Annotated in this window: 22 protein-coding genes; 11 read left to right on the top strand and 11 right to left on the bottom strand. The window is 61.2% G+C overall.

What is annotated here, in order from left to right; genetic code table 11:
- Positions 1-328: 328 nt before the first annotated feature.
- Entirely contained in the window at positions 329-2248 is a 1920-nt protein-coding gene (locus tag AU465_RS26350) for a TPR end-of-group domain-containing protein (RefSeq protein ID WP_376774903.1), read from the top strand.
- 395 nt (positions 2249-2643) lie between these two features.
- Here the strand turns inward: AU465_RS26350 and AU465_RS26345 are convergent, their stop codons facing one another.
- Positions 2644-3588, bottom strand: a complete 945-nt coding sequence (locus tag AU465_RS26345; RefSeq protein WP_192254744.1) for a phosphoribosylaminoimidazolesuccinocarboxamide synthase — start codon at positions 3586-3588, stop codon at positions 2644-2646.
- A 117-nt stretch (positions 3589-3705) separates the two neighbouring features.
- Between AU465_RS26345 and AU465_RS26340 the strand changes: the two genes are divergently transcribed.
- Positions 3706-4068, top strand: coding sequence for a divalent metal cation transporter (locus AU465_RS26340; RefSeq protein WP_312891318.1), 363 nt, complete (start codon positions 3706-3708; stop codon positions 4066-4068).
- Positions 4069-4139: 71 nt separating this feature from the next.
- On the opposite strand, the gene AU465_RS26335 is transcribed toward AU465_RS26340, so the two are convergent.
- The 6 genes from AU465_RS26335 to groES form a co-directional block, all read right to left on the bottom strand.
- A complete protein-coding gene (locus AU465_RS26335; protein ID WP_192254734.1) occupies positions 4140-4433 on the bottom strand; it encodes a GYD domain-containing protein in 294 nt (97 codons plus the stop codon).
- A 1162-nt stretch (positions 4434-5595) separates the two neighbouring features.
- A complete protein-coding gene (locus tag AU465_RS26330) occupies positions 5596-6795 on the bottom strand; it encodes an NAD-dependent formate dehydrogenase (RefSeq protein WP_192254732.1) in 1200 nt (399 codons plus the stop codon).
- Positions 6796-7287: 492 nt separating this feature from the next.
- Complete coding sequence (locus AU465_RS26325) at positions 7288-8628, bottom strand: Do family serine endopeptidase (RefSeq protein ID WP_192254730.1); 1341 nt, start codon at positions 8626-8628, stop codon at positions 7288-7290.
- Between the two features lie 157 nt (positions 8629-8785).
- The gene (locus tag AU465_RS26320; protein WP_192254728.1) at positions 8786-9016 is read right to left on the bottom strand and encodes a hypothetical protein; all 231 of its coding nucleotides are present in this window, start codon (positions 9014-9016) and stop codon (positions 8786-8788) included.
- 58 nt (positions 9017-9074) lie between these two features.
- The gene (gene groL / locus AU465_RS26315) at positions 9075-10700 is read right to left on the bottom strand and encodes a chaperonin GroEL (protein WP_192254726.1); all 1626 of its coding nucleotides are present in this window, start codon (positions 10698-10700) and stop codon (positions 9075-9077) included.
- A 60-nt stretch (positions 10701-10760) separates the two neighbouring features.
- A complete protein-coding gene (groES, locus tag AU465_RS26310) occupies positions 10761-11075 on the bottom strand; it encodes a co-chaperone GroES (protein WP_183462102.1) in 315 nt (104 codons plus the stop codon).
- Positions 11076-11415: 340 nt separating this feature from the next.
- Here groES and AU465_RS26305 point away from each other — a divergent pair, with 340 nt between their 5' ends.
- Both AU465_RS26305 and AU465_RS26300 read left to right on the top strand, forming a co-directional pair.
- Positions 11416-11763, top strand: a complete 348-nt coding sequence (locus AU465_RS26305) for a hypothetical protein (protein WP_192254742.1) — start codon at positions 11416-11418, stop codon at positions 11761-11763.
- Between the two features lie 23 nt (positions 11764-11786).
- The gene (locus tag AU465_RS26300) at positions 11787-12056 is read left to right on the top strand and encodes an usg protein (protein WP_192254724.1); all 270 of its coding nucleotides are present in this window, start codon (positions 11787-11789) and stop codon (positions 12054-12056) included.
- Here the strand turns inward: AU465_RS26300 and AU465_RS36760 are convergent.
- Positions 12043-12432 (bottom strand): hypothetical protein, encoded by a 390-nt coding sequence (locus AU465_RS36760; RefSeq protein ID WP_246506431.1) that lies wholly within the window; start codon positions 12430-12432, stop codon positions 12043-12045. The two genes, AU465_RS26300 and AU465_RS36760, sit on opposite strands and share 14 nt — an antisense overlap.
- On the opposite strand from AU465_RS36760, the gene AU465_RS26290 reads away from it, so the two are divergent.
- From AU465_RS26290 to AU465_RS26270, 5 genes are all read left to right on the top strand, one after another.
- A complete protein-coding gene (locus tag AU465_RS26290) occupies positions 12376-12615 on the top strand; it encodes a DUF982 domain-containing protein (RefSeq protein WP_246506428.1) in 240 nt (79 codons plus the stop codon). The genes AU465_RS36760 and AU465_RS26290 overlap by 57 nt on opposite strands.
- A gap of 624 nt (positions 12616-13239) precedes the next feature.
- Positions 13240-13707, top strand: a complete 468-nt coding sequence (locus tag AU465_RS26285; RefSeq protein WP_192254740.1) for an Hsp20 family protein — start codon at positions 13240-13242, stop codon at positions 13705-13707.
- Positions 13708-13789: 82 nt separating this feature from the next.
- On the top strand, positions 13790-14299 hold the full coding sequence (locus tag AU465_RS26280) for an Hsp20/alpha crystallin family protein (protein ID WP_192254718.1): 510 nt from the start codon (positions 13790-13792) through the stop codon (positions 14297-14299).
- Between the two features lie 139 nt (positions 14300-14438).
- A complete protein-coding gene (locus tag AU465_RS26275) occupies positions 14439-14738 on the top strand; it encodes a DUF982 domain-containing protein (RefSeq protein ID WP_192254716.1) in 300 nt (99 codons plus the stop codon).
- A gap of 15 nt (positions 14739-14753) precedes the next feature.
- Positions 14754-15035, top strand: a complete 282-nt coding sequence (locus tag AU465_RS26270) for a group II intron maturase-specific domain-containing protein (protein ID WP_246506426.1) — start codon at positions 14754-14756, stop codon at positions 15033-15035.
- 416 nt (positions 15036-15451) lie between these two features.
- On the opposite strand, the gene AU465_RS26265 is transcribed toward AU465_RS26270, so the two are convergent.
- Together AU465_RS26265 and AU465_RS26260 are read right to left on the bottom strand one after the other, a co-directional pair.
- The gene (locus tag AU465_RS26265) at positions 15452-18655 is read right to left on the bottom strand and encodes an efflux RND transporter permease subunit (protein ID WP_192254714.1); all 3204 of its coding nucleotides are present in this window, start codon (positions 18653-18655) and stop codon (positions 15452-15454) included.
- Complete coding sequence (locus AU465_RS26260) at positions 18652-19758, bottom strand: efflux RND transporter periplasmic adaptor subunit (RefSeq protein ID WP_192254738.1); 1107 nt, start codon at positions 19756-19758, stop codon at positions 18652-18654. The genes AU465_RS26265 and AU465_RS26260 overlap by 4 nt, the downstream gene beginning before the upstream one ends.
- A 230-nt stretch (positions 19759-19988) precedes the next feature.
- On the opposite strand from AU465_RS26260, the gene AU465_RS26255 reads away from it, so the two are divergent.
- Together AU465_RS26255 and AU465_RS26250 are read left to right on the top strand one after the other, a co-directional pair.
- Positions 19989-20312, top strand: coding sequence for a hypothetical protein (locus AU465_RS26255; protein ID WP_192254712.1), 324 nt, complete (start codon positions 19989-19991; stop codon positions 20310-20312).
- A gap of 131 nt (positions 20313-20443) precedes the next feature.
- The gene (locus tag AU465_RS26250) at positions 20444-21334 is read left to right on the top strand and encodes an adenylate/guanylate cyclase domain-containing protein (protein ID WP_192254710.1); all 891 of its coding nucleotides are present in this window, start codon (positions 20444-20446) and stop codon (positions 21332-21334) included.
- A gap of 30 nt (positions 21335-21364) precedes the next feature.
- On the opposite strand, the gene AU465_RS35985 is transcribed toward AU465_RS26250, so the two are convergent.
- A partial coding sequence (locus AU465_RS35985) for a hypothetical protein (RefSeq protein ID WP_210325258.1) occupies positions 21365-21647 on the bottom strand: 283 nt, incomplete at its 5' end.

The raw sequence follows: 21647 nt of genomic DNA, 5'->3' as shown, positions 1-21647 counted from the left end.
CCGGAGCCACGGCACCTCAGTAGAGGGCCGGCATCCGTAACCCTTCACAATGTCGGCCGTTGAGGACACCTTTTCCACTGCCCAAGAGCAGTCGTCGCCGACAGTGAAACTGTAGGGCAAGGTTGCGCCATTGCGGACCTGCACAGATCGTGGCGCCAACGTCGGTTTAGCGCTGCCAATTCCGGACATCAGTTTTGGACGCAGGCGCGGTCGGCCTGCCAAAAGAGCCAAGCGGTTCCCGCGGAGGCGCAGGTTCGGTTAATCGAACCGTTTCCGAACCACAAATCCTCTGGTGATACCCAGGGCGGCGCGCCAGCGGGATTTAGATATGGCACGAACCGCTGAACCTGATACCTTAGGCTTCTCTGAAAATCCGGATTTCCTCATGGAGCGCCGGCTTACTGCGATCCTCGCCGCCGATGCGGTTGGCTACAGCCGCCTCATGGGGCTGGATGAGGCTGGTACGCTGTCGGCTCTTAAGACGCATCGGCGCGAGATGGCCGACGCCAAGATCGCCGAGCACCAGGGCCGCATCGTCAAGCTCACCGGCGACGGTATGCTTGTCGAGTTCCCGAGCGTGGTGAACGCCGTTGCCTGTGCCACGGAGATCCAGCGCAAGATGCGCGAGCGCAACGTCGAAGTGGCGGAGGACCGTCGCATCGAGTTCCGCATCGGCATCCATCTCGGCGACATCATCTTCGAGGACAACGACATCTATGGCGACGGCGTCAACATCGCGGCGCGCATCGAAAGCATCGCCAGGCCGGGCGGCATCGCAGTATCCGGGTCGGTCCGCGACAATGTCGGCAACCGGCTCGATCTGACGTTCGAGGACACCGGCGAGCAGGCGCTCAAGAACATCGAGCGGCCGGTCAGGGTCTACAACGTCAACCTCTTCCAGGCCGCTCCGCCGCCACGTGTGACGAGCGGCGCTGCGCAACCCAAGTCGGGGCCGGCGAAGGAAAAGCCGTCGATCGCCGTCCTTCCCTTCAACAACATGAGCGGCGACCCCGAGCAGGAATACTTTTCCGACGGCATCACCGAGGACATCATCACCGACCTGTCGAAGATCTCGGGGCTGCACGTCATCGCCCGCAACACGGTGTTCACTTACAAGGGCAAGCCTATCAGGGTACAGCAGGCAGCACAGGAACTCGGCGTCAGATTTGTTCTGGAGGGTAGCGTGCGCAAGGTTGGGTCGCGCGTGCGCGTCACCGGACAGCTCATCGATGGTGCGGATGGTGGGCATGTCTGGGCTGACCGCTACGATCGCGATCTGACCGATATTTTTGCGATCCAGGACGAGATCACTCACACCATCGTCGACCAGCTGAAGGTCAAGCTGCTGCCGGAAGAAAAAGAGGCGATCGAGCTGGCGCCGACTGAGAATGTCGAGGCCTATACTTACTATCTCAGGGGGCGGGAGTTTTTCCACCGCGGTTCGAAATCATATTACAGGCTGGCCAGGCGAATGTTCGCCATGGCGATCGAACTCGACCCGCTCTATGCGCGCGCCTATGCCGGTACCGCCGATTGCGACTCGTTCCTCTTTCTCGACTATAGCGAGGAGGTTTCGCTCGAGGGCATCCTCGCCAACGCTGCGAGGGCGCTCGAGATCGACAGCGGTCTGGCCGAAGCGCACGCCTCCCGCGGACTCGCCTTGGCGGTCGGCCAACGCTACAAGGAGGCCGAAACGGCGTTTGAACGGGCGATCGCAGGCAATCCCAATCTGTTCGAAGCACATTACTTCTACGCCCGCTGCTGCTTCGCACAGGGTAAGCTGGAGACGGCCGCCACTCACTGGGAGCGCGCGGCCGAGATCGACCCCAATGACTATCAGTCATCGATGTTGCTCATGCAGGTCTATCGCTCGCTCGGGCGATATGTCGACAGATTGGAGACGGCTCGCAGAGCCATCGAGCGCGCGGAGCGGCAACTGGCGAGGAACCCTGAAAATGCCCGGCCCGCCTATCTCGGCGCCAACGCACTCTTAGGATTGGGAGAGTTCGATCGGGCAAAGGAGTGGGCGGCGCGCGCGCAGGCCATCGATCCCGATGACGTCCTGACCCAATACAACCTTGCTTGCTTTCATTGCATGCTTGGCGATTGCGATCGGGCGTTCGACTTGCTCGAAAGGGTGATGCCGCGGGCCAACCATGAAATGAAGGCTTGGGTTCTGCACGACTCCGATTTCGACCCGCTTCACAACGATCCACGCTGGCAGAAGGTGCTCGATCTCACCATCTAATACGGTTGATCGGCGATAAGACCGTGACGGCCCCTTCGTCAGCGGCCGAAGCCGGGGCGACGCCGCGGTGGTTGCCGACCTAGGGTTATCTTTGGGTCCCGAAGCAGACCATCGCCTCAGTGCGCTTGAGGTCTGCATAGGGTCAGGAGCGCTGGTTGCGCTCGACGTCGGGTTTCGGGAAGGAGAAACGGCCCAGGAAGGGCAGCAATGGGTGGGGGGAAAGGTGCCGTTGGCTCATCTGCCAGAACGAGCAGGTCGCGCCAACTCCGGACATTGCCTTGGACGCAGCGAAGGTCGCGATCCGACCCAAAGCGGAAGTCCCGTCACGACGGGTATGCTCATTGTGGGCGGGTCAGACTGGCGGCGCGGCCTCACGCATGGCGATCGTCGCACCATCATCGGAAGTAAGGCTCCAGATTCTTCCGAATGCGGTCCAGCACCGTCGCGCCGGAAGGATCGGGGACGAAGACTTTCCCGGTGATGGCTTCGTAGGCTTGTATATAGACTCGCGACGTCTGCTCGATGAGCTCGGCTGGGATTTCCGGAATCGGGTCCTTGTAAGGATCGCAGCGCGCCGTCACCCAGGCGCGGATGAAATCTTTGTCAAAGCTGCGCGGCCGCTCGCCTTTTTTGAAACTCTCCTCGTAGCTTTCTGCAAGCCAGTAGCGGCTGCTGTCAGGCGTATGGATTTCATCGGCAAGAACGATCGTCCCGTCCTTATCCGTGCCGAGCTCGTATTTCGTGTCGACAAGGATCAAACCGCGTTCGGCGGCGCGCGCCTGGCCGCGCGCGAACAGCGACAGCGCATAGCGGGAGACAACGTTCCATTGTTCTTCCGTCAACAGGCCCTGCGCGAGGACTTCGGTTGGGGACAACGGTTGGTCATGGCCACCATCGAGAGCCTTACTGGTCGGTGTGATGATCGCCTCGGGAAGTTTCTCATTATCGCGAAGTCCCTCCGGTAGGCGGATATCGTACATGTCGCGTTCGCCGCTCTTGTATTTCGTCAGGATCGATGTGCTGGTGGTGCCGGCGAGATAGCCGCGAACGACGATTTCGACCGGCAGAATGTCGAGCCGGGTACCGACGACGACATTGGGGTCCGGATAGTCGAGCACATGGTTCGGGCAGATGTCGGCGGTTTCTTCGAACCAGTAGCGAGCCATCTGGGTCAGAAGCTCTCCCTTGAACGGAATCGCGGTCAAGATGACATCGAAGGCACTCAGGCGATCAGTAGCGATGATGATCCGGCGGCCGTCCGGCAGATCGTAATTCTCGCGGACCTTGCCTCTGTAGTGGTTCGGGAGTTCGGGGATGAAGGCATCTGAAAGAACGCGCAGGGCTCTCATCTGGGCCTCATCTTTCGTTGGCGTATGTCGTCTACAACCGCTAGGGCGGTAGGAGCCCACGGGTCAAGCGAGATCGGACATTTCAGGCCACAGAGAGCTTTCGTCGGCGTGCCGAAGGCGCGAAGTCCGCAGATCGCGGGCTCGGCCGCCTATGCCGTGGCGGAGATGTTCCGCTGGCCGGAGGGCCTCGATCGGCGCCCGCGCGAGGCCAAGGCTTTCTATGCTACGATTGCCGCAGCGACCCTCGGCAGCATCGCTCTCAGCTTCACCGCGCTCGATCCGATCAGCGCCCTCCACTGGAGCGCTGTCATCAACGGCATCCTCGCCACGCCACTGACGGCAATGATGGTGATGATGGTCAGGAGCCCGCGCATCATGGGTCGGCTGACAGCGCCCTGGTGGATGGTGCTGGGCGGAGGGCTGACGGTGGCAGCCATGGCACTGGCAACGATTGGGTTCTTCGTGCTCTAGGCACAGCGGAGGGGCCGCGCCGGCCCGTCATGCCCCGCTTGCGCGGACCGGCGCGATCCGATGACGATGGTTCAGACCATCTTTGCAATGATCTTCTTCATTTCCTCGGCATCGAACGCTCTCAATGTCTGAGTGCGGACATTGCCGAGCGACGCGAGTGAAAGGCTCAGCGCCGTGGCAGTGTTATCATCAGGCGCCTCGGCGACCGCGACCACGTCGTACTGGCCAAGCGTCCAGAAGAGCGCCTGCACCTTCACTCCGCTCTTCTCCGCCATTTGCCGAAATGCCTCAGACCGCTTCACGGTGTCCTTGGCTGCCTTGGCACCCTGATCCGTGAAGTCGGCAAGCAGCACATAGTGGGCCATTTCATCCTCCCTTGAAAGGAAGGCGTGCGGGCTGCTCGGCGCGACCCGCCGTTTCTCCCGCCTCAGAGTCTAGCACAGGGCGCTGTGCCGAGATATCGTCGCTCCGACGAATCGGTTGCCCTCGACAGGCGGTTGGGACCCGGGCGCTCGTTGCAGCAGTCGGCGCACCCTAGGTCCCAAATGTCGAGTGGAACGTCCTGCACCAAGACCAGACCGACACTCGAGCGGTCGCTGACCGTATTCCAGTTCCTTGACATAATGAACAAGCCTCCGCTGGTGCCGAGGTCGCTTCGCCCGGTACTTCGGCTGACGGTGCGCGCAGCGGTCGACGTCGTTCCGGATCACGTCGCCTGGTCAAAACTCGCAGGACAGATTTCAGATCGCGTGCCGATCAGGGCTCCTCCGGCACAGGCATCGATCAGAATGGGCCGAGATCCGATGTTCCTGTATCGCCAGGCCAGCGCACGCCACCAGAAAGAAACGGCACAGCCACCGCCGGAGTGCTTCCCCGAGCCTCCACTTTCCAACCCGACCCAGTCCTCCGCTTCGTGCCAAAACTGCGTGTTCACGGGCGAATTAGTTTGCTACCAGCAGGCTGGCGCGAGCAGTTCTCTCTTTTTGTCCCGGCCATGTTTCCGGGACAGCCTTAGGAATCGGTGATTTTCGATGTGGTGGCTCACCAAAGAGGATGAAACTGAGAACTGGAGCATCAAGCTCTCGGCTTGACGCTCTGGGCTGCATCCAGTCCGCAAATCAAGGTTAGCGCACGAGACAGAATCCGTCGCCACGGCATGCTTACGCCAGTACCTGCAATTGGTCGATGGCATCCGCCGTCACGTGTGCCGGAGCATCAGAGTGGGCCCTAATGCTAAAGGTCGGCGCCTGCGCCATGTGCTGTGACGATTTCGGGTACCAAAGCGTCGGATTTTCGCCACTAGCCTGGCCAAGCCCTTTGAACACCGCAACGGTGTCGGTGATCTTCGTTCAGGCTCCACCGCCAGTTTCTGCTCCTAATGATTTCACGCGGCCCGCCCGGACACCATTCGGGCGTTGCGGCGATGCAGGCCATCGGGCGAATGCACCACCGAAGTCCGAGAGACACCAACCACGCACCCCGCAGCTGTGCGGCCGTCCGGAGGGCGTCCGGAATCGCCGGCCGCGTTCAGGTCTTGAAACTTGCGGCCTCTTCAGACCCGCGCGTCGCATCTCCTGCGGTGTAGGCGTGCGCGCCGGCGCCGGCGAGCTTGCCGCCGGCGACGATCAGATATTCCTCGCGGATTGGCTTGCCTTCGAACCAGCATTCCAAAATCTCGCGAGTGCCGGCGGCATAACGCGCCTGGGCGGACAGCGATGATCCAGAGATGTGCGGCGTCATGCCGTGATGCGGCATCGACCGCCAGGGATGGTCTTTAGGCGGAGGCTGCGGGAACCAGACGTCGCCGGCATAGCCTGCAAGCTGCCCGGTCTCGAGAGCACGGGCAACCGCGTCCCGATTGCAGATCTTGCCGCGTGCGGTGTTCACCAGATAAGCGCCGAGCTTCATCCTGGCGATCATCTTGTCGTCGAAGAGGTTTTCCGTCTCCGGATGCAGCGGCGCGTTGATGGTAACGACATCGCAGATAGGCACCATTTCCGCCGCCGTCTTGTGGAATGTGACACCGAGTTCCTTTTCGACCGCCTCGGGAAGCCGGTGGCGATCGGTATAGTGCAGCTTGACGTCGAATGGCTTCAAGCGGCGCAGCACCGCGCTGCCGATCCGCCCGGCACCGACTGTACCGATCTCCATCCCCTCGACATCATAAGAACGTGCGACGCAGTCGGCGATGTTCCAGCCGCCTTTCACGACCCACTGGTAGGAAGGGATGTAGTTCCGCACGAGGCTGAGGATCATCATGACCACATGTTCGGACACGCTGATCGAGTTGCAATAGGTTACCTCCGCAACCGTGACGTTGCGGTCCATCGCGGCCTGTAGGTCAACGTGGTCGGACCCGATGCCGGCCGTGATTGCGAGCTTCAGCCTGTTTGCCTTGGCGATGCGTTCCGCGGTCAAATAGGCAGGCCAGAAAGGCTGCGAAATGACGATCTCGGCATCCAAGAGCTCACGTTCGAACACGCTGTCGGGACCATCCTTGTCCGAGGTCACCACCAAGCTGTGGCCGTTGCTTTCGAGGAATTTCCGTAGGCCCAGTTCGCCGGACACGCTGCCGAGTAGGGCGCCCGGCTGGAAATCGATCGCCTTCGGCGCGGGAAGCGTCTGGCCGCCCGGATAGCGCTTGAGCTTCGGGAGGCCGCCCCGCGCATAGGTGGTCGGATATCCGTCGACCGGATCGTCATAGAGGACACAAACAACCTTTGCCATTTCCATCTCCCTTCATCTGAAAACGAAGAGGAAGACGCTCGGCTCCAGCAGGGCGATTTGCGCTGTTGAATTGTCTGTGGTCAGCAGGCTCATGCCCTGGCGCTTCCACGTTCGCGAAATTGGCACGCTCTAAAAGTGGAGGAGCCAGACTCGGTTTCAAGTAGAGTGGCCGGGCTTGCGGCGCTCGCAGTGAGCCAGCGAACTGAACGCCCGAAACGTCCAGTTCAGCGCGTTGCGGTGGCAGGTTCGCGTTGCGCAAGGTAAGCGGAATTGTTTCGGTTTTGCCCGGTGGGATCGCCAGTTCCGGATGGGGCGTCGTCAGCCAGAAACCCGTCAATTCATGACTTGGCGCCGTTGCCGGTTGTGCCTGCGTGAATGCCGGAACCGGCGCAAATGCCGCAGCTATGGCCGCTCCCGCGGCAAGGATCCATCGAACAGAATTCCTCATCTCCTTCTCCCAGTCGATGAACGGTTTTAAGTGCTCTGGCGCTGCTAGCGAACCACTAGGAACAACTTTACCCCACCGCGAAACAGATCCAGGGCGATCGTCCCGCTTGTCTCGCGCAACGCAGCTTTCAGTTCGGCCACTGTGGACACTGACTTGCGGTTGATCGCAACGATGACGTCGCCGGCGCGCAAGCCCGCCCGGGCGGCGGCGCTGTCCTCCTCGACGCGCGAGACAACCACATTGCCGGCCGCATCCTGGAACTGCGCGCCTTGCAGACGATCCGCTAGCGCGGGCGCGGAGGCCGCCGCGTTCTCCGGCGCGATACGAATGGTCACGCTCTTGCGGGCGCCATCGCGCAGATATTCGACGGCCACATCCGATCCGACCGGTGTCAGACCGATGCGGTTTCTCAGATCAGCCGAGCCGGAGATCGGGTGGTTATCGACGCTGACAATCACATCGCCGGCTTGGAGGCCAGCGCTGGCGGCCGGAGAACCGTCTTCGACGCTGCCGACGACGGCGCCCGAATTGTCGGTAAGTTTGAGGGCATCCGCAAGGTCTGGCGTGAGGTCCTGTACAGCAACGCCGATGCGGCCGCGGCGCACTTCGCCATGGTCGATCAGTTGCCTCATCACCGATGACACCATCGCGATCGGAACGGCAAAGCCAATGCCAACATTGCCGCCGGCCGGCGCTATGATCGCAGTGTTTATGCCGACCAGCTTTCCATCGGCAGTTACAAGCGCCCCGCCGGAATTGCCGGGGTTGATCGAGGCATCGGTCTGGATAAAATCCTCATAGCCTTCGATGTTGATGCCGCTGCGGCCGAGCGCGCTGACGATCCCTGACGTCACTGTCTGGCCAAGGCCGAATGGATTGCCGATCGCCACAACGGTGTCGCCCACGCGAAGTGTATCGGAGTCACCGAAAGGAAGCGCCGTGAGCTTGCTTGCCTTGATCCTGAGCACGGCGATGTCGGTCGCCTGATCGCTGCCGACAAGTTCTGCTTTGAAACGGCGGCGATCCTTGAGCGTCACCGAGATCTCACCGGCATCGGCGACGACGTGATGATTGGTCAGGATAAGACCCTTTTCGGCATCCACAATGACGCCGGAGCCGGCGCTCAGCCTGGGCTGTGCCTCAGGGGTATCGAAGTAGCGACGGAAGAAGGGATCGTTGTAAAGCGGATTGCTTTGCCCAGGCGAATTCGAGGTGACGGCAATGTTGACCACCGCAGGCGTCACCTGTTCAAGGACGTCCGGCAGCGATCGCTGGGTGGTGGTGCTGACGACGGGCTCGGCTGCGGCCGGGTAAGCCGGCATTGGAGTAAGCGCGAGATAGAATGCGGCGAACACGCCGATGTAACTTGACGATCGCACAGTCATTTTTTCGGCCCCGAAACGTAGATTGCTCCTCTCGGCGCGGCCAGCTGGCTATCGGGTCTGCCTTGTGGACCGGACCCCATTGTCCGATCCGTGAATTCGTGCCGGCGTGCACCAGTTCGATTGTCAGAACGCCGGGCCCTTCCGGGCGCGGCGGGCATCAACTCACTGAAGGTGCGATTTCTGGGCTCGGTCTGGTGTCCGTGAGTTTGCGAGCGGCCAGAAACATAATCGTATACGCTGCTTTTCGCCGGTCCCAACCCGCAGCCTCGGTTCTGTCGAGCAAATCTTCCAGCACCGGGTCGAGCGCAACCTTCAAATCCGCTTCGTAGTTCAGATCGGTGGCCGCGCGTGATGGCGGCGTGATCACGGTTAAGTTCATCACGTTCATGGCTCTATCCATTTGTCAGGTGCCCGCGCCTCATGGGCGCGGACACCGCCGTTTCTCGTCAGAAGTCCATGCCGCCGGGCATTGCCGGAACCGCGGGTTCCTTCTTCGGCTTCTCGGCAACCATCGCCTCGGTAGTCACCAGAAGGCCGGCAACCGATGCCGCATCCTGGAGCGCGGTCCGCACCACCTTCACCGGATCGATGACGCCCTCGTTGTAGAGGTCGCCAAACGCGTTGGTCTGTGCGTTCCAGCCCCAGCCGAACTCCGGCTTCTCGCGTAGCTTGCCGACGATGATCGAGCCTTCTGCACCGGCGTTCTCGGCGATCTGCCGCACCGGCGCTTCGATCGCGCGGCGCACGATCTCGATACCGTGCTTCTGGTCCTCATTCTCGGCCTGCACGTTGTCCAGTGCCTTGGCCGCACGCAGAAGCGCCACGCCGCCACCTGGCAATACGCCTTCCTCCACCGCAGCGCGCGTCGCATGCATGGCATCGTCGACGCGGTCCTTGCGCTCCTTGACCTCGACCTCGGTCGAGCCGCCTACGCGGATCACCGCGACGCCGCCGGCGAGCTTGGCCAGACGCTCCTGCAGCTTTTCCTTGTCGTAGTCGGAGGTGGTCTCCTCGATCTGCGCCTTGATCTGCGTGACGCGACCCTGGATCTCCTCCTTCTTGCCGGCGCCGTCGACGATCGTGGTGTTCTCCTTCTCGACCACCACCTTTTTGGCGCGGCCCAGCATTTCCAGCGTGACGTTCTCCAGCTTGATCCCGAGATCCTCGCTGATGGCGGTGCCGCCGGTGAGGATGGCAATATCCTCCAGCATCGCCTTGCGGCGGTCGCCGAAGCCGGGCGCCTTGACGGCGGCGACTTTAAGGCCACCGCGCAGCTTGTTGACGACCAGCGTCGCCAACGCCTCGCCCTCGACATCCTCGGCGATGATCAGCAGCGGTTTGGACGACTGCACCACGGCCTCCAGCACCGGAAGCAGTGCCTGCAGGTTGGACAGTTTCTTCTCGTGGATCAGCACATAGGGCTCTTCCAACTCGACGCGCATCTTGTCCTGGTTGGTGATGAAATACGGGCTGAGATAGCCGCGGTCGAACTGCATGCCTTCGACGACTTCCAACTCGGTCTCGGCGGTCTTGGCTTCCTCGACCGTGATGACGCCTTCGTTGCCGACCTTCTGCATCGCCTCGGCCAGGAACCGGCCGATCTCGGCGTCGCCATTGGCCGAGATGGTGCCGACCTGGGCAATCTCGTCATTTCTGGTCACCTTGCGGGCATTGGTCTTCAGCTCAGCCACGACGGCTTCTACGGCCCTGTCGATGCCGCGCTTCAGGTCCATCGGGTTCATCCCCGACGCGACCGCCTTGGCGCCTTCGCGAACGATCGCCTGCGCAAGAACGGTTGCGGTCGTGGTGCCGTCGCCGGCGATATCGCTGGTCTTCGAGGCGACCTCGCGCACCATCTGCGCGCCCATGTTCTCGAACTTGTCCTCAAGCTCGATCTCCTTGGCGACGGTGACGCCGTCCTTGGTGATGCGCGGGGCGCCGAACGACTTGTCGATGACGACGTTGCGGCCCTTGGGGCCGAGCGTCACCTTCACCGCGTCGGCGAGGATGTTGACGCCGCGCAACATGCGCTCGCGGGCGTCGGAATGGAATTTCACTTCCTTGGCAGCCATCGGATCACTCCTTCAATAGGCAGTCTCATTGCCTGGATTGCGGTTGGACCAGAGCCTCGGTCAGGCGGCCTTCTTGACCGCCGCGGTCTGCTCGATCACGCCCATCACGTCGCTTTCCTTCATGATCAGCAGGTCCTCGCCGTTGAGCTTGATCTCAGTGCCGGACCACTTGCCGAACAGGATGCGATCGCCGATCTTGACGTCGAGAGGCGTGAGCTTGCCGCTCTCGTCGCGAGCGCCTGGGCCGACGGCAATCACCTCGCCCTCCTGCGGCTTCTCCTTGGCGGTGTCGGGGATGATGATGCCGCCGGCCGTCTTCTCCTCGGCTTCGATGCGGCGGACCAGGATACGGTCATGCAATGGACGGAACGTCATATCGTTCTCCTTCAGGGCAAACAGATTTTTGAGGTTCCTCCACACCGGACCGGGAATATCGGGCCGGTGCGGGGCGCCGCGACCCCTTTTTCAGGCATCGCGCGCATATCGAGCTAGTTTTGGAATTTTCGAGTTTCAAGGTGTCGCTGGAAAAATTTTGGCACTCTGCATTCAAGAGTGCTAGGGACATGAATTCATGAAGCTATTTTCGCTGGGGCGCGCGATTTCAGGTCTTGAAATTCGACCCGAACTCATCGAAATTTTTTGCGGTTGGAGTCCCGAAAGGGGTCACTGCAACACCAACGATGCCAAGGAGATTGTTAGGAAACGGAGACTGTCGATGGAACGAACCTTGTCGAAAAACATCCCCTCGATCGCCCCTGAAGCCTCTGATCCTTCGCTTGACCGCCTGCTGTTTCCGGCGCGGCACTTTAATCACCCCGATGAAGTGGTGGGCGACCGTACGCTCGACACTCAGGGAAAGCGCGCCATTCTTGCCTCATGGGCGTCGGATGCTTGCGCCGTCGAATCCATGCCTGCGCTGCGAAAGCCACCGGGTGCTGCGAGCCCGGTGACGTTTGACGCCGTCATGGATGCACTTCGCCGACTGGACGATAGTCGGTCCGAGGTAGGCTGTGACTTCAAGGAACGGCGGGCCCGAGAACGCCTGCATTGCCTTGATGCCTGAACGCAGCTAGGAAGGAGAGAAGCATGGTCAGCACGGAATTCCGGCTGCAAATGGAGAGCTACGGTCTCACAACCGCGGAGATCCACTACCATCTCCCCGACCATCCAAGCCTGTTGCAGCTCTACGTTTGGCAGGAATACGATCTCGCACCGGAATTCCCGACTCTCAAAGGGTTTCCGAATTACTGGGAGCGCGAACTCGAAGGCGCGCTCCATTCCGTGCGCGTCGCCCATCACCGCCTGATCCGGCCTTCCGAATGGCATGCCCTGGACGGCATTTTCACCATTCAATAGCCGGCGCCGGGTCCGCTTCCCTTGAACTGAAAAGAGGCGTTTCCAATCTCTTTTTATGCCTCCAGCGCGGCTTGCCGGATGTCGAGTTGAACAGCGGAAGGATCGCATGGAAACGATGTTCTTTGAAAATTCCGTTTCCGCCGTGGTTTGCCATGGCGTTCACCAAGCTCGCCGGCATCGTTTGCAGGGAGCCCCGCACGGTGAGGCAGGATTCAGTTGCCCCATGGTTTGAAGGGAGGTCACTATGGAAAGCGCGACGTTCAAACAACCGGTTTTCGTAAGAGACGAGGGCCATGTTGTCCAAAAGATCGGCTGTGTCATGGATGCGATAGAGTTTCTGGAAGAATGGCCGGTTGAAAGGCGCGGCCTCCTCCACGCTGCGGCGTCGGATGCATGCTACTCCGCGTACGATGGCCGGAAGTCTGTCGAGTCGGCGAACAAGGCCTTTACGACTTGGGCACGCAGGGTCGCCGTCATCGAGGACCTGCCCGCAGCGCCACGGTGGATGACAGGGCCGAAGATCAGCAAAATAGACCATCTTTTAGATAGTCAGGGCTAGAATCACTGCGGCGGCAATCCACCGCCGCAGCATCAAAGCGATGCGCCACCGGGGCAAGGGGAGGGGAAAGCCGAGCCTCTTGTCGTTGTCTGTTCATATAGATGCCTTCAGCACAGACAACTTACCAAGCGGATCGCACGATTAAGCGCGTCTGCCTGAATGGCAGGACCTGCCAGCCTCTTCACGCTTCGTCCGGGTCCCCTTGGACCGGATCTGCCAGGTCGCCTTCGTCGTCGGGCTCGATCAGGTCGATTAGCGCTGCCACCCGTGTTCCCGGCAGCGGTCGTACATGGCTCGCCCATGCCTCTTATCTCCTCGAGCGAGGCACCGGACGCGATCTGCGCGATCGCCACCTCGTCAACGCGTCCGAGAACGAAACAACGTCTTGACGTGTCATAGTCATCCTTTTCCTCCGTTCGAAATACCGGCGAAGCAGATTCGATGGAGCGCTTGCCACAGCCATTCGAAGGCGGTCGCGAAACTGCTTTAGCGGTCCCTCTTGACGCCGCGGAAATCGATTCCCAACTCATCTTTGTCGGTCGCCACGTAAGGGGCCGATGTGTCAGGGAGCGTCAGGATCTTGGCGTTCCCTCGTATCTATGTTGCTCCAAGGAGGATGTAGTTATGAGAACGAACCTGGACTTTTCCCCCTTCTACCGGTCGAGCATCGGCTTTGACCGCATTTTCAACCTGCTCGAAAACGCCAGTCCACCACGGAACGCGGACAACTGGCCGCCCTACGACATAGCCAAGCTCGGCGAAGACACCTACCGCATTGTCTTTGCGGTCTCCGGTTTCGGTGAAGACGAGCTTACGATCACGCATGAGCCAAATATGCTCGTGATCGAGGGCGCCAAGACAGAGAACGACGAGGTTCAGTACCTCCATCATGGCCTGGCTTTGAGATCGTTCGCGCGCCGCTTCGAACTAGCCGATCATGTGACCATTGTCGGGGCAAAGCTCGAAAACGGTCTGCTGATCATCGACCTCAAGAAAGAAATTCCCGAGGAGATGAAGCCGCGCCGCATCGCGATCAATGTCGAGACCGACAAGAAGGCGGCGGCCAAGCGCATTGAAAGCGCGGCGGCCTGATCTTTGGCGGTCGGCCTGCAGCAGACCCAGTCCTGTCGTGGGTGGGTTCCGGGACCCAAAAACACGGAAAGGAGTAGGACAAATGAGCGTACGTGACTTGATTCCCTGGAGCCGTGGCGGCAGCCGGGCACCGAGCATTTATCGCAGTGACGACATGGATCCGTTCCTGTCTTTGCACGGCAATGTCAACCGTCTATTCGATGACGTGTTTCGCGGTTTTGAAACGCCTTCGGTACTGGGCCGCATGGCCCCTCTCAACGGCACTTGGCCAAGCGTGGAGTTCTCGGAAACCGATAAGGAAATCCGGGTGACGGCTGAAATCCCAGGCCTTGAGGAGAACGACATCGAGGTCATGCTGGATGATGGTGTTCTGACGCTTCGCGGCGAGAAGAATGCAGAGACCGAGGACAAAGATCGCCAGTTCAGCGAACGCTATTATGGGCGTTTTGAGCGGCGCTTCAGTCTCGGACGTGAGGTTGAAGACGACAGGGTCGCGGCCACGTTCAAGAACGGTGTGCTCACCGTGACACTGCCGAAGACCAAAAAGGCGCAGGCAAACGCCAAGCGCATTGCAATCAACGGCAACAAATGACGGTCGCGAAGGAAGGCCGGGGCTCGTCGAGCCCCGGCCCTCGCAGATAGCGAGGATGGTCAAATGACGTCCAACAGCCTCAAACGAAAGAGCCGTCATGGGATGCTGAATCAACCATGCAACCGCAGGGAGGTAACCAATGACCAGTCTGGCTTTCCTTGCCCCCGTGCAGGTTAAGACCAATGACGTGAGACACGACATCAACTCGGTGCGGGAGGCGCTCATATTCTTGAATCAATGGCCGAAGGCCCGTCGGGGACCGGTATACAGCTGCGCGGTGAGGAGCTGCAACGCCGCAATCGCCGGGCAAATGACAACCGAACAGGCGCGACAGGCATTTGTCAGCTTTGCCAGGATAGCTGGGGTGCTGGCCAGATCCGATTTTTCGCAACTGGCCGGGGCTGATCAAAAGCTGTCCGTTTCTGGGCGCAGTCCCTGACTTTCAGTTCAGGACTTGAACATCCCGCGGCAGACGCCGGGGACGCTGGCTGAAATCGCCCAACAGCTCAATCCACTCCTTCGCGGATGGATAGCCTATTATGGCCGCTACAGCCGTTCGGCCCTGTCCACTCTGGCTGACTACGTTAACCGGAAGATCAGGGCGTGGATCATGCGTAAGTTCAAGCGCTTTCAGTCCCATAAGACGCGTGCCAGCCTCTTCGTGAGAAAGCTGGCGCGGGAAAATCCAGGACTGTTTGTGCACTGGAAGTCGTTCGGAACGAATACGTTTGCCTGATGGGAGCGGTGTGAATCGAGAGGTTCACGCACCGTTCTGCGAGAGGACTTCTCTAGGGCGCGTATAGGCCAGTGAAATTGGACTGGACGAGGTCGATAGCGGAACCATACGGAACGATACGGGAAGATTTCTGATTTGGCCCACGAAAAAGCCAATAAAATCAATGATCTTAATATGTCCTCCGGGCCTACCAAAACGACCGCGTAAGTGGCTGATTTTTATACCATTTTCTGAAGGGGACGTGGACTCGAACCCCTTATTTCTGACCAATCACTTATTGGTCTCACGTCCGCCAGTAACGAAGATGTTGACGCAGACAACTGACCCCAATCTGATCGTTTGTTGGGGTCGAGTGCAGCGCGTCGCGCCGATTTTCTGGAGTGATAAGCCGCGCCCGACGCGGCGAATTCGTAAACCTACTCGGCGGCCGTCTCCGATGGCGCCTCTGCCGGCCCCGAAGGCTCGGCCTCGGCACGGGGCTTGCGCCGTGAAAACAGCGACCTGAGCGTGACGTAGAACACCGGCGTCAGGAACAGGCCGACGAAGGTGACGCCGAGCATGCCGGAGAACACCGCGGTGCCGAGCGACTGACGCATTTCTGCGCCCGGGCCCGTTGCGATCATCAGCGGGACGACGCCGAGGATGAACGAGAAGGCGGTCATCAGGATCGGCCGCAGCCTGAGCCGGCAGGCTTCGACGGCAGCCTCGGCGGCCGACAGGCCGCGTTCCTGCGCCTGTCGCGCGAATTCGACGATCAGGATCGCGTTCTTGGCGGCAAGCCCGATCAGCACGATGAGGCCGATCTGCACGAGGATGTTGTTGTCCAGCCCTCGGAAAGACACGCCGAGCAACGCCGCGAGCACGCCGAGCGGCACCACCAGCACAATGGCGAACGGCAGCACCCAGCTTTCATATTGCGCCGCCAGCGCCAGGAACACGAACAGCACCGACAGTCCGAAGATATAGACAGCGGCATTGCCGGTGTTGCGCTCCTGATAGGCGAGCTCGGTCCATTCATAGGAGGTACCGGCCGGCAGCGTCTTTGCCGTGATCCCTTCCATCAATGCCAGCGCGTCGCCCGTGGAAACGCCGGGCGCGGCGTTGCCCTGCAGCGGCACCGAGACGTACATGTTGTAGCGCTGGACCAGCGCCGGTCCGGTGACGTCGCGGATCTCGATCAACGTGCCGAGCGGAACCAGCGCGCCGGTCGCCGAGCGCACCTTCAGTTTCAAGATGTCGGCGCGATCGAGGCGGAACGCCTGGTCGGCCTGCGCCCGCACCTGGTAGACGCGCCCGAAAGCGTTGAAGTCGTTGACGTAGGCGGTGCCCAAATTGATCGACAGCGTCTCGAAGATGTTGGGGATCGGCACGTTCAGGATGCGCGCCTTGTCGCGATCGATCGCCAGGAAGAATTGCGGGCTCGACGCTGAGAACGTGGTGAACACGCCCGTCAGCCCCGGCGTCTTGTTGGCCTTGCCGGCGATTTCGTAGGCAAGCGCCAGGATCTGCCGCATGTCGGCGCTGTTGCGCTCCTGGATCTGCAGCTTGAAGCCGCCGGCATTGCCGACGCCGCGGATCGGCGGCGGCGGCAATGCGATAATGAAAGCTTCCTTGATGCTTTGCAGGCTGCCGAACAGATTGCCGATGACCTGGGTCGCCGACTGGCCGGCTTTCAGTCGCTCGTCAAACGGCTTGAACCTGGCGAAGATCACGCCCGCGTTGCTGGCGTTGGTGAAGGTCGCGCCGGAGAAGCCGGCGAAGGCGACTGCGTAGTCGACGCCTGGCGTTTTCTGGATGATCTGCGACGCCTGCTGGATGACCGCATCGGTCCTCGACAGCGAGGCGCCGTCCGGCAACTGGACGACGACGATCGCATAGCCCTGGTCGAGCGACGGAATGAAACCGCGCGGCACCGCCTGCACCATGTAGACCGTGGCGTAGATGAGGGCCGCGAAAACGCCCAGCATGGCGGCGATCGTTGTCCACGAGCCGACCAGCACGCGGATGATGCTCGAATACCAATGGGCGACCCTGTCGAAGCCGCGATTGAAGCCGTCGGCGAGCGCCCGTCCGAACCGCGCCAGGAAAAAGCGCGGCGGCGCCGCCGCGGCGTGGTGCGGCTTGAACAGCAGTGCGGCCAGCGCCGGCGAAAGCGTCAGCGAATTGAATGCCGAGATCGCCGTCGACACCGCGATGGTGATCGCAAATTGCAGGTAGAACTGCCCAGAAATGCCGGGGATGAAGGCTGTCGGTACGAACACGGCTATCAGCACCAGCGAGATCGCGATGACCGCCGTTCCGACTTCGTCCATGGTCAGGTGCGACGCCGGGTTGGGCGCCAGCCCACTGGCGATATTGCCCTCGACGTTCTCGACCACGACGATCGCATCGTCGACGACGATGCCGATCGCCAGAACGAGGCCGAACAGCGTCAGCATGTTGAGCGAGAAGCCGGCGGCGTAAAGCACCGCCAGCGTGCCGATTAGCGACACGGGGATCGCCACGATCGGCACGATCGCCATGCGCCACGATTGCAGGAAGACGATGATGACGATGATGACCAGCAGCATCGCCTCGAGGATCGTCTTGTAGACCTCCTGGATCGACTCGGCGACGAACTCGGTCGGATTGTAGACGATGTCGTAGCTCAACCCCTTCGGGAAGTCGCGGGAAAGCTCCTTCATCTTGTCCTGGATCTCCGCGGCTGCGGCGAGCGCATTGGTGCCCGGCCGCTGGAAGATGGCGAGCGCCACCGCCGGTTTGCCGTTGAGATAGGAGTTGGTGACGTAATCCTTGGCGCCGAGCTCGATGCGCGCCACGTCCTGCAGCGAGATCAGGCGGCCGTCGTCGGTCGATTTGACGATCACGTATCGGAAGTCGCGTGCGTCGTTGAAGCGGCCTTGCGTGGTGACCGTGTACTGGAACGCCGTGCCGGTGCTGGTCGGCGGCGCGCCGATCGAGCCGCCCGACACCTGGACGTTCTGGTCGCGCAGCGCCTGCACCACATCGCCCGAGGTCATCCCCAGGGCGGACAGTTTTTCCGGATCGAGCCAGATGCGCAGCGAATATTCGCGTTCGCCGAAGATGATAAGGTCGCCGATGCCGTCGAGTCTGAGCAGTATGTCGCGCACCCGCGAGCGGGCGTAGTTCGAGACGTAGAGCTGGTCGTAGGTATTGTCGGGCGACAGCATGTGCACGACCATCATCAGGTCGGGCGAGCTCTTGGTGGTGGTGATGCCGAGGCGGCGGACTTCTTCGGGCAGGCGCGGCTCGGCGACCGACACGCGGTTCTGCACCAGCACCTGCGCCCGGTCGAGATCGGTGCCCAGCTTGAAGGTGATGGTCAGCGCCATCGCCCCGTCGCCAGACGAATAGGACGACATATAGAGCATGCCCTCGACGCCGTTGATCTCTTGCTCGATCGGCGTTGCCACCGTCGCTGCGACCGTCTCGGCGTCGGCGCCCGGATACTGCGCGCGAACGACAATGGTCGGCGGCGCGATCTCGGGATATTGCGCGACCGGCAGCTGGGTATAAGCAATCCCGCCGAGGATCAGCAGGACGATCGAAACGACCGATGCGAAGATCGGACGGTCGACGAAGAAATGTGCGAACCTCATTGCTGCAACTCGGCGGTCTCGGCCTTGGGCGGCAACGTCACCATCTCGACCTTCACCTTGGTGCCGGGCCTGGCGTGCATCAGCCCGTTGACGATGATCGTCTCGTCGCCGGTCAGGCCCTCGCGGATCACCCGGTAGCCGTCGAGATGCGGGCCGGTGCGCACGGGCTTCGCCGACACCATCCCGGCCTGATCCACCAGGAACACGATGCGGCGATCCTGATCGGCGCCGATCGCCTCGTCGGGCACCAGCACGCCGCTATGCGGCAGCGACCCCGGCACGTTGATGCGCCCGAACATGCCTGGCTGGAGAATGCCGTCGGCGTTGGGAAACCTTGCACGCACCCGCATGGTGCCGGTCGCGTTGTCGATCCGGTTCTCGGCAAAATCGAGCTTGCCTTTGAATACCGCCTCCGCGCGGTCGGCGACGCGAACCACCACCTCGAGCCCGCCGGCGCCTTCCTGCATGCTGCCGCCACGCTCCTTCGCGTCCCGGGCGTAGCTGAAATACAGGCGCTCATCGACGTCGAAATAGAAGTCGATCGGATCGCGCGTAACGATGGTCGTCAGCAAGGTGGAATCCGGCTGCACGAGGTTGCCGACCGACACCAGCCGGCGGTCGATGCGGCCGGACAAGGGCGCCTTGATCTCGGTGAATTCCATGTTCAGGCTGGCCGTCGTCAGCGCAGCCGTCGCGCCCTGCATCTGCGCCTGCGCCGAAAGGTATTCCCGCCGGCGGTCGTCGACCGTCGCGGTTGAGATATTGCCGGTCTTGGCGAGTTCGTCGGCGCGATCCAGCTGCATCTTGGAGAACTCGAGCAGACTCTTGGCGACGTCCACTTGCGATTTGGCGGCATCATAAGCCGCCTGGTACGGACGCTGGTCGATGGTGAAGAGCAGGTCGCCCTTGTTGACCAGTGCGCCGTCCTGGAAGCTGACCTTGTCCAGATAGCCGCTGACGCGCGAACGGATGGCGACCTGGTCGACGGCTTCGAAGCGCCCGACGAACTCGTCGTCTTCGACGATTTCACGGACCACCGGCTTGGCCGCCGTCACCACGGGTAGCTGCTGGTCCTGCGCAAACGCAGTGCTGCTGAAAGCCATGCCGAGCAGGAATGCCGCCAACACGGCGGCGCGGGCAAGCCAGCCGGCCGATCGACGGGGTCGCCCGCCCGCGTCGCGATGCAATTGCCCATTCTCTGGGGCGTCCATTTGCGTCCTCGCTCGCTGGACCCGGAGGTCGGTTGATCCGCTTCTACGCTCAGGCTTCTCGTCGAGATCAGAGCACTGCAGTGTTGTGCATGGCAACATGATCATTTTCCATGTGGGCTGAAATGTCCATCCTGTGGCTGCCCCGCCACCGGGCTAAAGCCAGCGCCTGGACCCTGACGCATGCCCATGACCCCGGGCAGGTGGCGGGCATCCGCTGCGCGCGCTGCAACGTCACGCGCTACTACAAGCCGCTCGAGTTGCGGGAGGTGATCGGCAACGTCACGATCGACGACGTGCGGGATAAGGTCCGTTGCCAGCAATGCAAAAGTCGGGAGTGGATGAGCGCGCAGCTATTCCATCCGGCCGGCGAGCAGGCCAACACGATCCGCTTCCGGCGCCTAGTGCAGATCCGATGGGAAAAGCGCGTGATTTGGCGGGATGAGTGAAGGCAGACGCCTGTCCGTCCAAGACGATCACGCCGAAGCACCGCCCCGGCCCCCCAGGCGCGCAAGTAGATAAATCAAAGGCAACTTTGGTGTGTTATATATGCTGCGTTCTCGGGGCGGGAACGAGATCAATGGATCAGGAAAGACTTCTAGCCGCAGTCCTCTTAGCTGATGTCGTGGGCAGCACGCCCCTCTATGAGCGCATCGGCGACGATGCCGCTCTGCAACAGGTCTCGGATTGCCTCGACGCGATGCGCGAGATTGTCGCCCGGCACGGCGGTGATTTCATTTACTCGAAGGGCGATGACGTGCTCAGCCTGTTCGAGAGGCCGGAGGGCGCGCTGAGGGCCGTCTCCCAAATCAGCAGCCAACTGACGAAAGGGCCGTTGCGCGCCCGGATCGGATTGCATTTCGGGGCGGTCATTCGCGCGCGGAGCGCGGTCTTCGGCGACGTTGTCAATGTCACCGCAAGGTTGTCCACCACGGCGAACCCCGGGGAGGTCCTGATCAGCCAGAGCTTCTTCGAAGCCCTTTCCGCGAGAAGCCGCAAGACATTACGGCTCCTCGACAAAATGGCCTTGAAAGGGAAGCAAGAACTCTTCGATGTCTATACCCTGTGGAGCGAGGATGGGGCGCTCGGTACGCAGATCACCAGCCGAGGCACCATTATCGATAGGCGCTCCGCCCCGCCGCCGCAGATCAATCTGGTCATTCGCTATGGAGATCAGGTGCAATCCTGTCGAAACAACGAATTCGTGACGATCGGCCGATCTCCGGAATGTAATATTGTCGTCGAGCGGCCCTGGGTCTCAAGGCACCACGCGACCTTCACCATTTCGAATGGCAAGGCCCGGCTTATCGAGCGAAGCTCGTCGGGCACATTTGTGTCGATGGGACCCGGCCATGAAGTATTCGTACGGCGCGAGGATACTCTCCTCTTCGGCTCTGGCGTCATCTCGCCTGGACTGAGGTCGACCCTCGGCGACGCCCAGCTTCTTCAATACGAAATTGTCTCAGACTGACCCGGCCGGACTCGTTAGCCGCGACCGGCTTCAAGCGGCCGCGACGATCTCTTCGGCAATTCTGCTTGCGCGTAGCGCTGGTTCGCTGACGCCGTCAATGTTCGCGTTGAACCTTTTCTCTGGCGGTTCATTTTCCCGCCTATTAAAACCGCTCATCGCCACTGACTCGGCGTCGCACGTCCCTTGATCCCGCGTCGCTTCTGATAGTTCTCTGGCCGGCTTGTCCGAGGACTGAGCGCGTAGAGCAGCCGTGAACAGCCGGCGAGCTCTCTGTTGGGTTCGCGTCGAACTTCCGGTTTCCACCCTGACGAAC

Source organism: Mesorhizobium silamurunense (genome assembly GCF_014843905.1).
GTDB classification, from domain to species: domain Bacteria; phylum Pseudomonadota; class Alphaproteobacteria; order Rhizobiales; family Rhizobiaceae; genus Mesorhizobium; species Mesorhizobium silamurunense.
The sequence above is the reverse complement of the archived record's forward strand: the minus strand, read 5'-3'. Positions and strand labels throughout refer to the sequence as shown.

Excerpts from the sequence above, each read along its gene's own strand:
- AU465_RS26325 (WP_192254730.1), bottom strand. The coding sequence starts at position 8,628 with ATGACTGTGCGATCGTCAAGTTACATCGGCGTGTTCGCCGCATTCTAT.
- AU465_RS26255 (WP_192254712.1), top strand. The coding sequence starts at position 19,989 with ATGTCCATCCTGTGGCTGCCCCGCCACCGGGCTAAAGCCAGCGCCTGG.
- AU465_RS26290 (WP_246506428.1), top strand. The coding sequence starts at position 12,376 with ATGGATGCGATAGAGTTTCTGGAAGAATGGCCGGTTGAAAGGCGCGGC.
- AU465_RS26330 (WP_192254732.1), bottom strand. The coding sequence starts at position 6,795 with ATGGCAAAGGTTGTTTGTGTCCTCTATGACGATCCGGTCGACGGATAT.
- AU465_RS26320 (WP_192254728.1), bottom strand. The coding sequence starts at position 9,016 with ATGAACGTGATGAACTTAACCGTGATCACGCCGCCATCACGCGCGGCC.
- AU465_RS26335 (WP_192254734.1), bottom strand. The coding sequence starts at position 4,433 with ATGGCCCACTATGTGCTGCTTGCCGACTTCACGGATCAGGGTGCCAAG.
- AU465_RS26300 (WP_192254724.1), top strand. The coding sequence starts at position 11,787 with ATGGTCAGCACGGAATTCCGGCTGCAAATGGAGAGCTACGGTCTCACA.
- AU465_RS26265 (WP_192254714.1), bottom strand. The coding sequence starts at position 18,655 with ATGAGGTTCGCACATTTCTTCGTCGACCGTCCGATCTTCGCATCGGTC.
- AU465_RS26280 (WP_192254718.1), top strand. The coding sequence starts at position 13,790 with ATGAGCGTACGTGACTTGATTCCCTGGAGCCGTGGCGGCAGCCGGGCA.
- AU465_RS26305 (WP_192254742.1), top strand. The coding sequence starts at position 11,416 with ATGGAACGAACCTTGTCGAAAAACATCCCCTCGATCGCCCCTGAAGCC.
- AU465_RS26275 (WP_192254716.1), top strand. The coding sequence starts at position 14,439 with ATGACCAGTCTGGCTTTCCTTGCCCCCGTGCAGGTTAAGACCAATGAC.
- groL (WP_192254726.1), bottom strand. The coding sequence starts at position 10,700 with ATGGCTGCCAAGGAAGTGAAATTCCATTCCGACGCCCGCGAGCGCATG.
- AU465_RS26260 (WP_192254738.1), bottom strand. The coding sequence starts at position 19,758 with ATGGCTTTCAGCAGCACTGCGTTTGCGCAGGACCAGCAGCTACCCGTG.
- AU465_RS26350 (WP_376774903.1), top strand. The coding sequence starts at position 329 with ATGGCACGAACCGCTGAACCTGATACCTTAGGCTTCTCTGAAAATCCG.
- groES (WP_183462102.1), bottom strand. The coding sequence starts at position 11,075 with ATGACGTTCCGTCCATTGCATGACCGTATCCTGGTCCGCCGCATCGAA.
- AU465_RS26285 (WP_192254740.1), top strand. The coding sequence starts at position 13,240 with ATGAGAACGAACCTGGACTTTTCCCCCTTCTACCGGTCGAGCATCGGC.
- AU465_RS26250 (WP_192254710.1), top strand. The coding sequence starts at position 20,444 with ATGGATCAGGAAAGACTTCTAGCCGCAGTCCTCTTAGCTGATGTCGTG.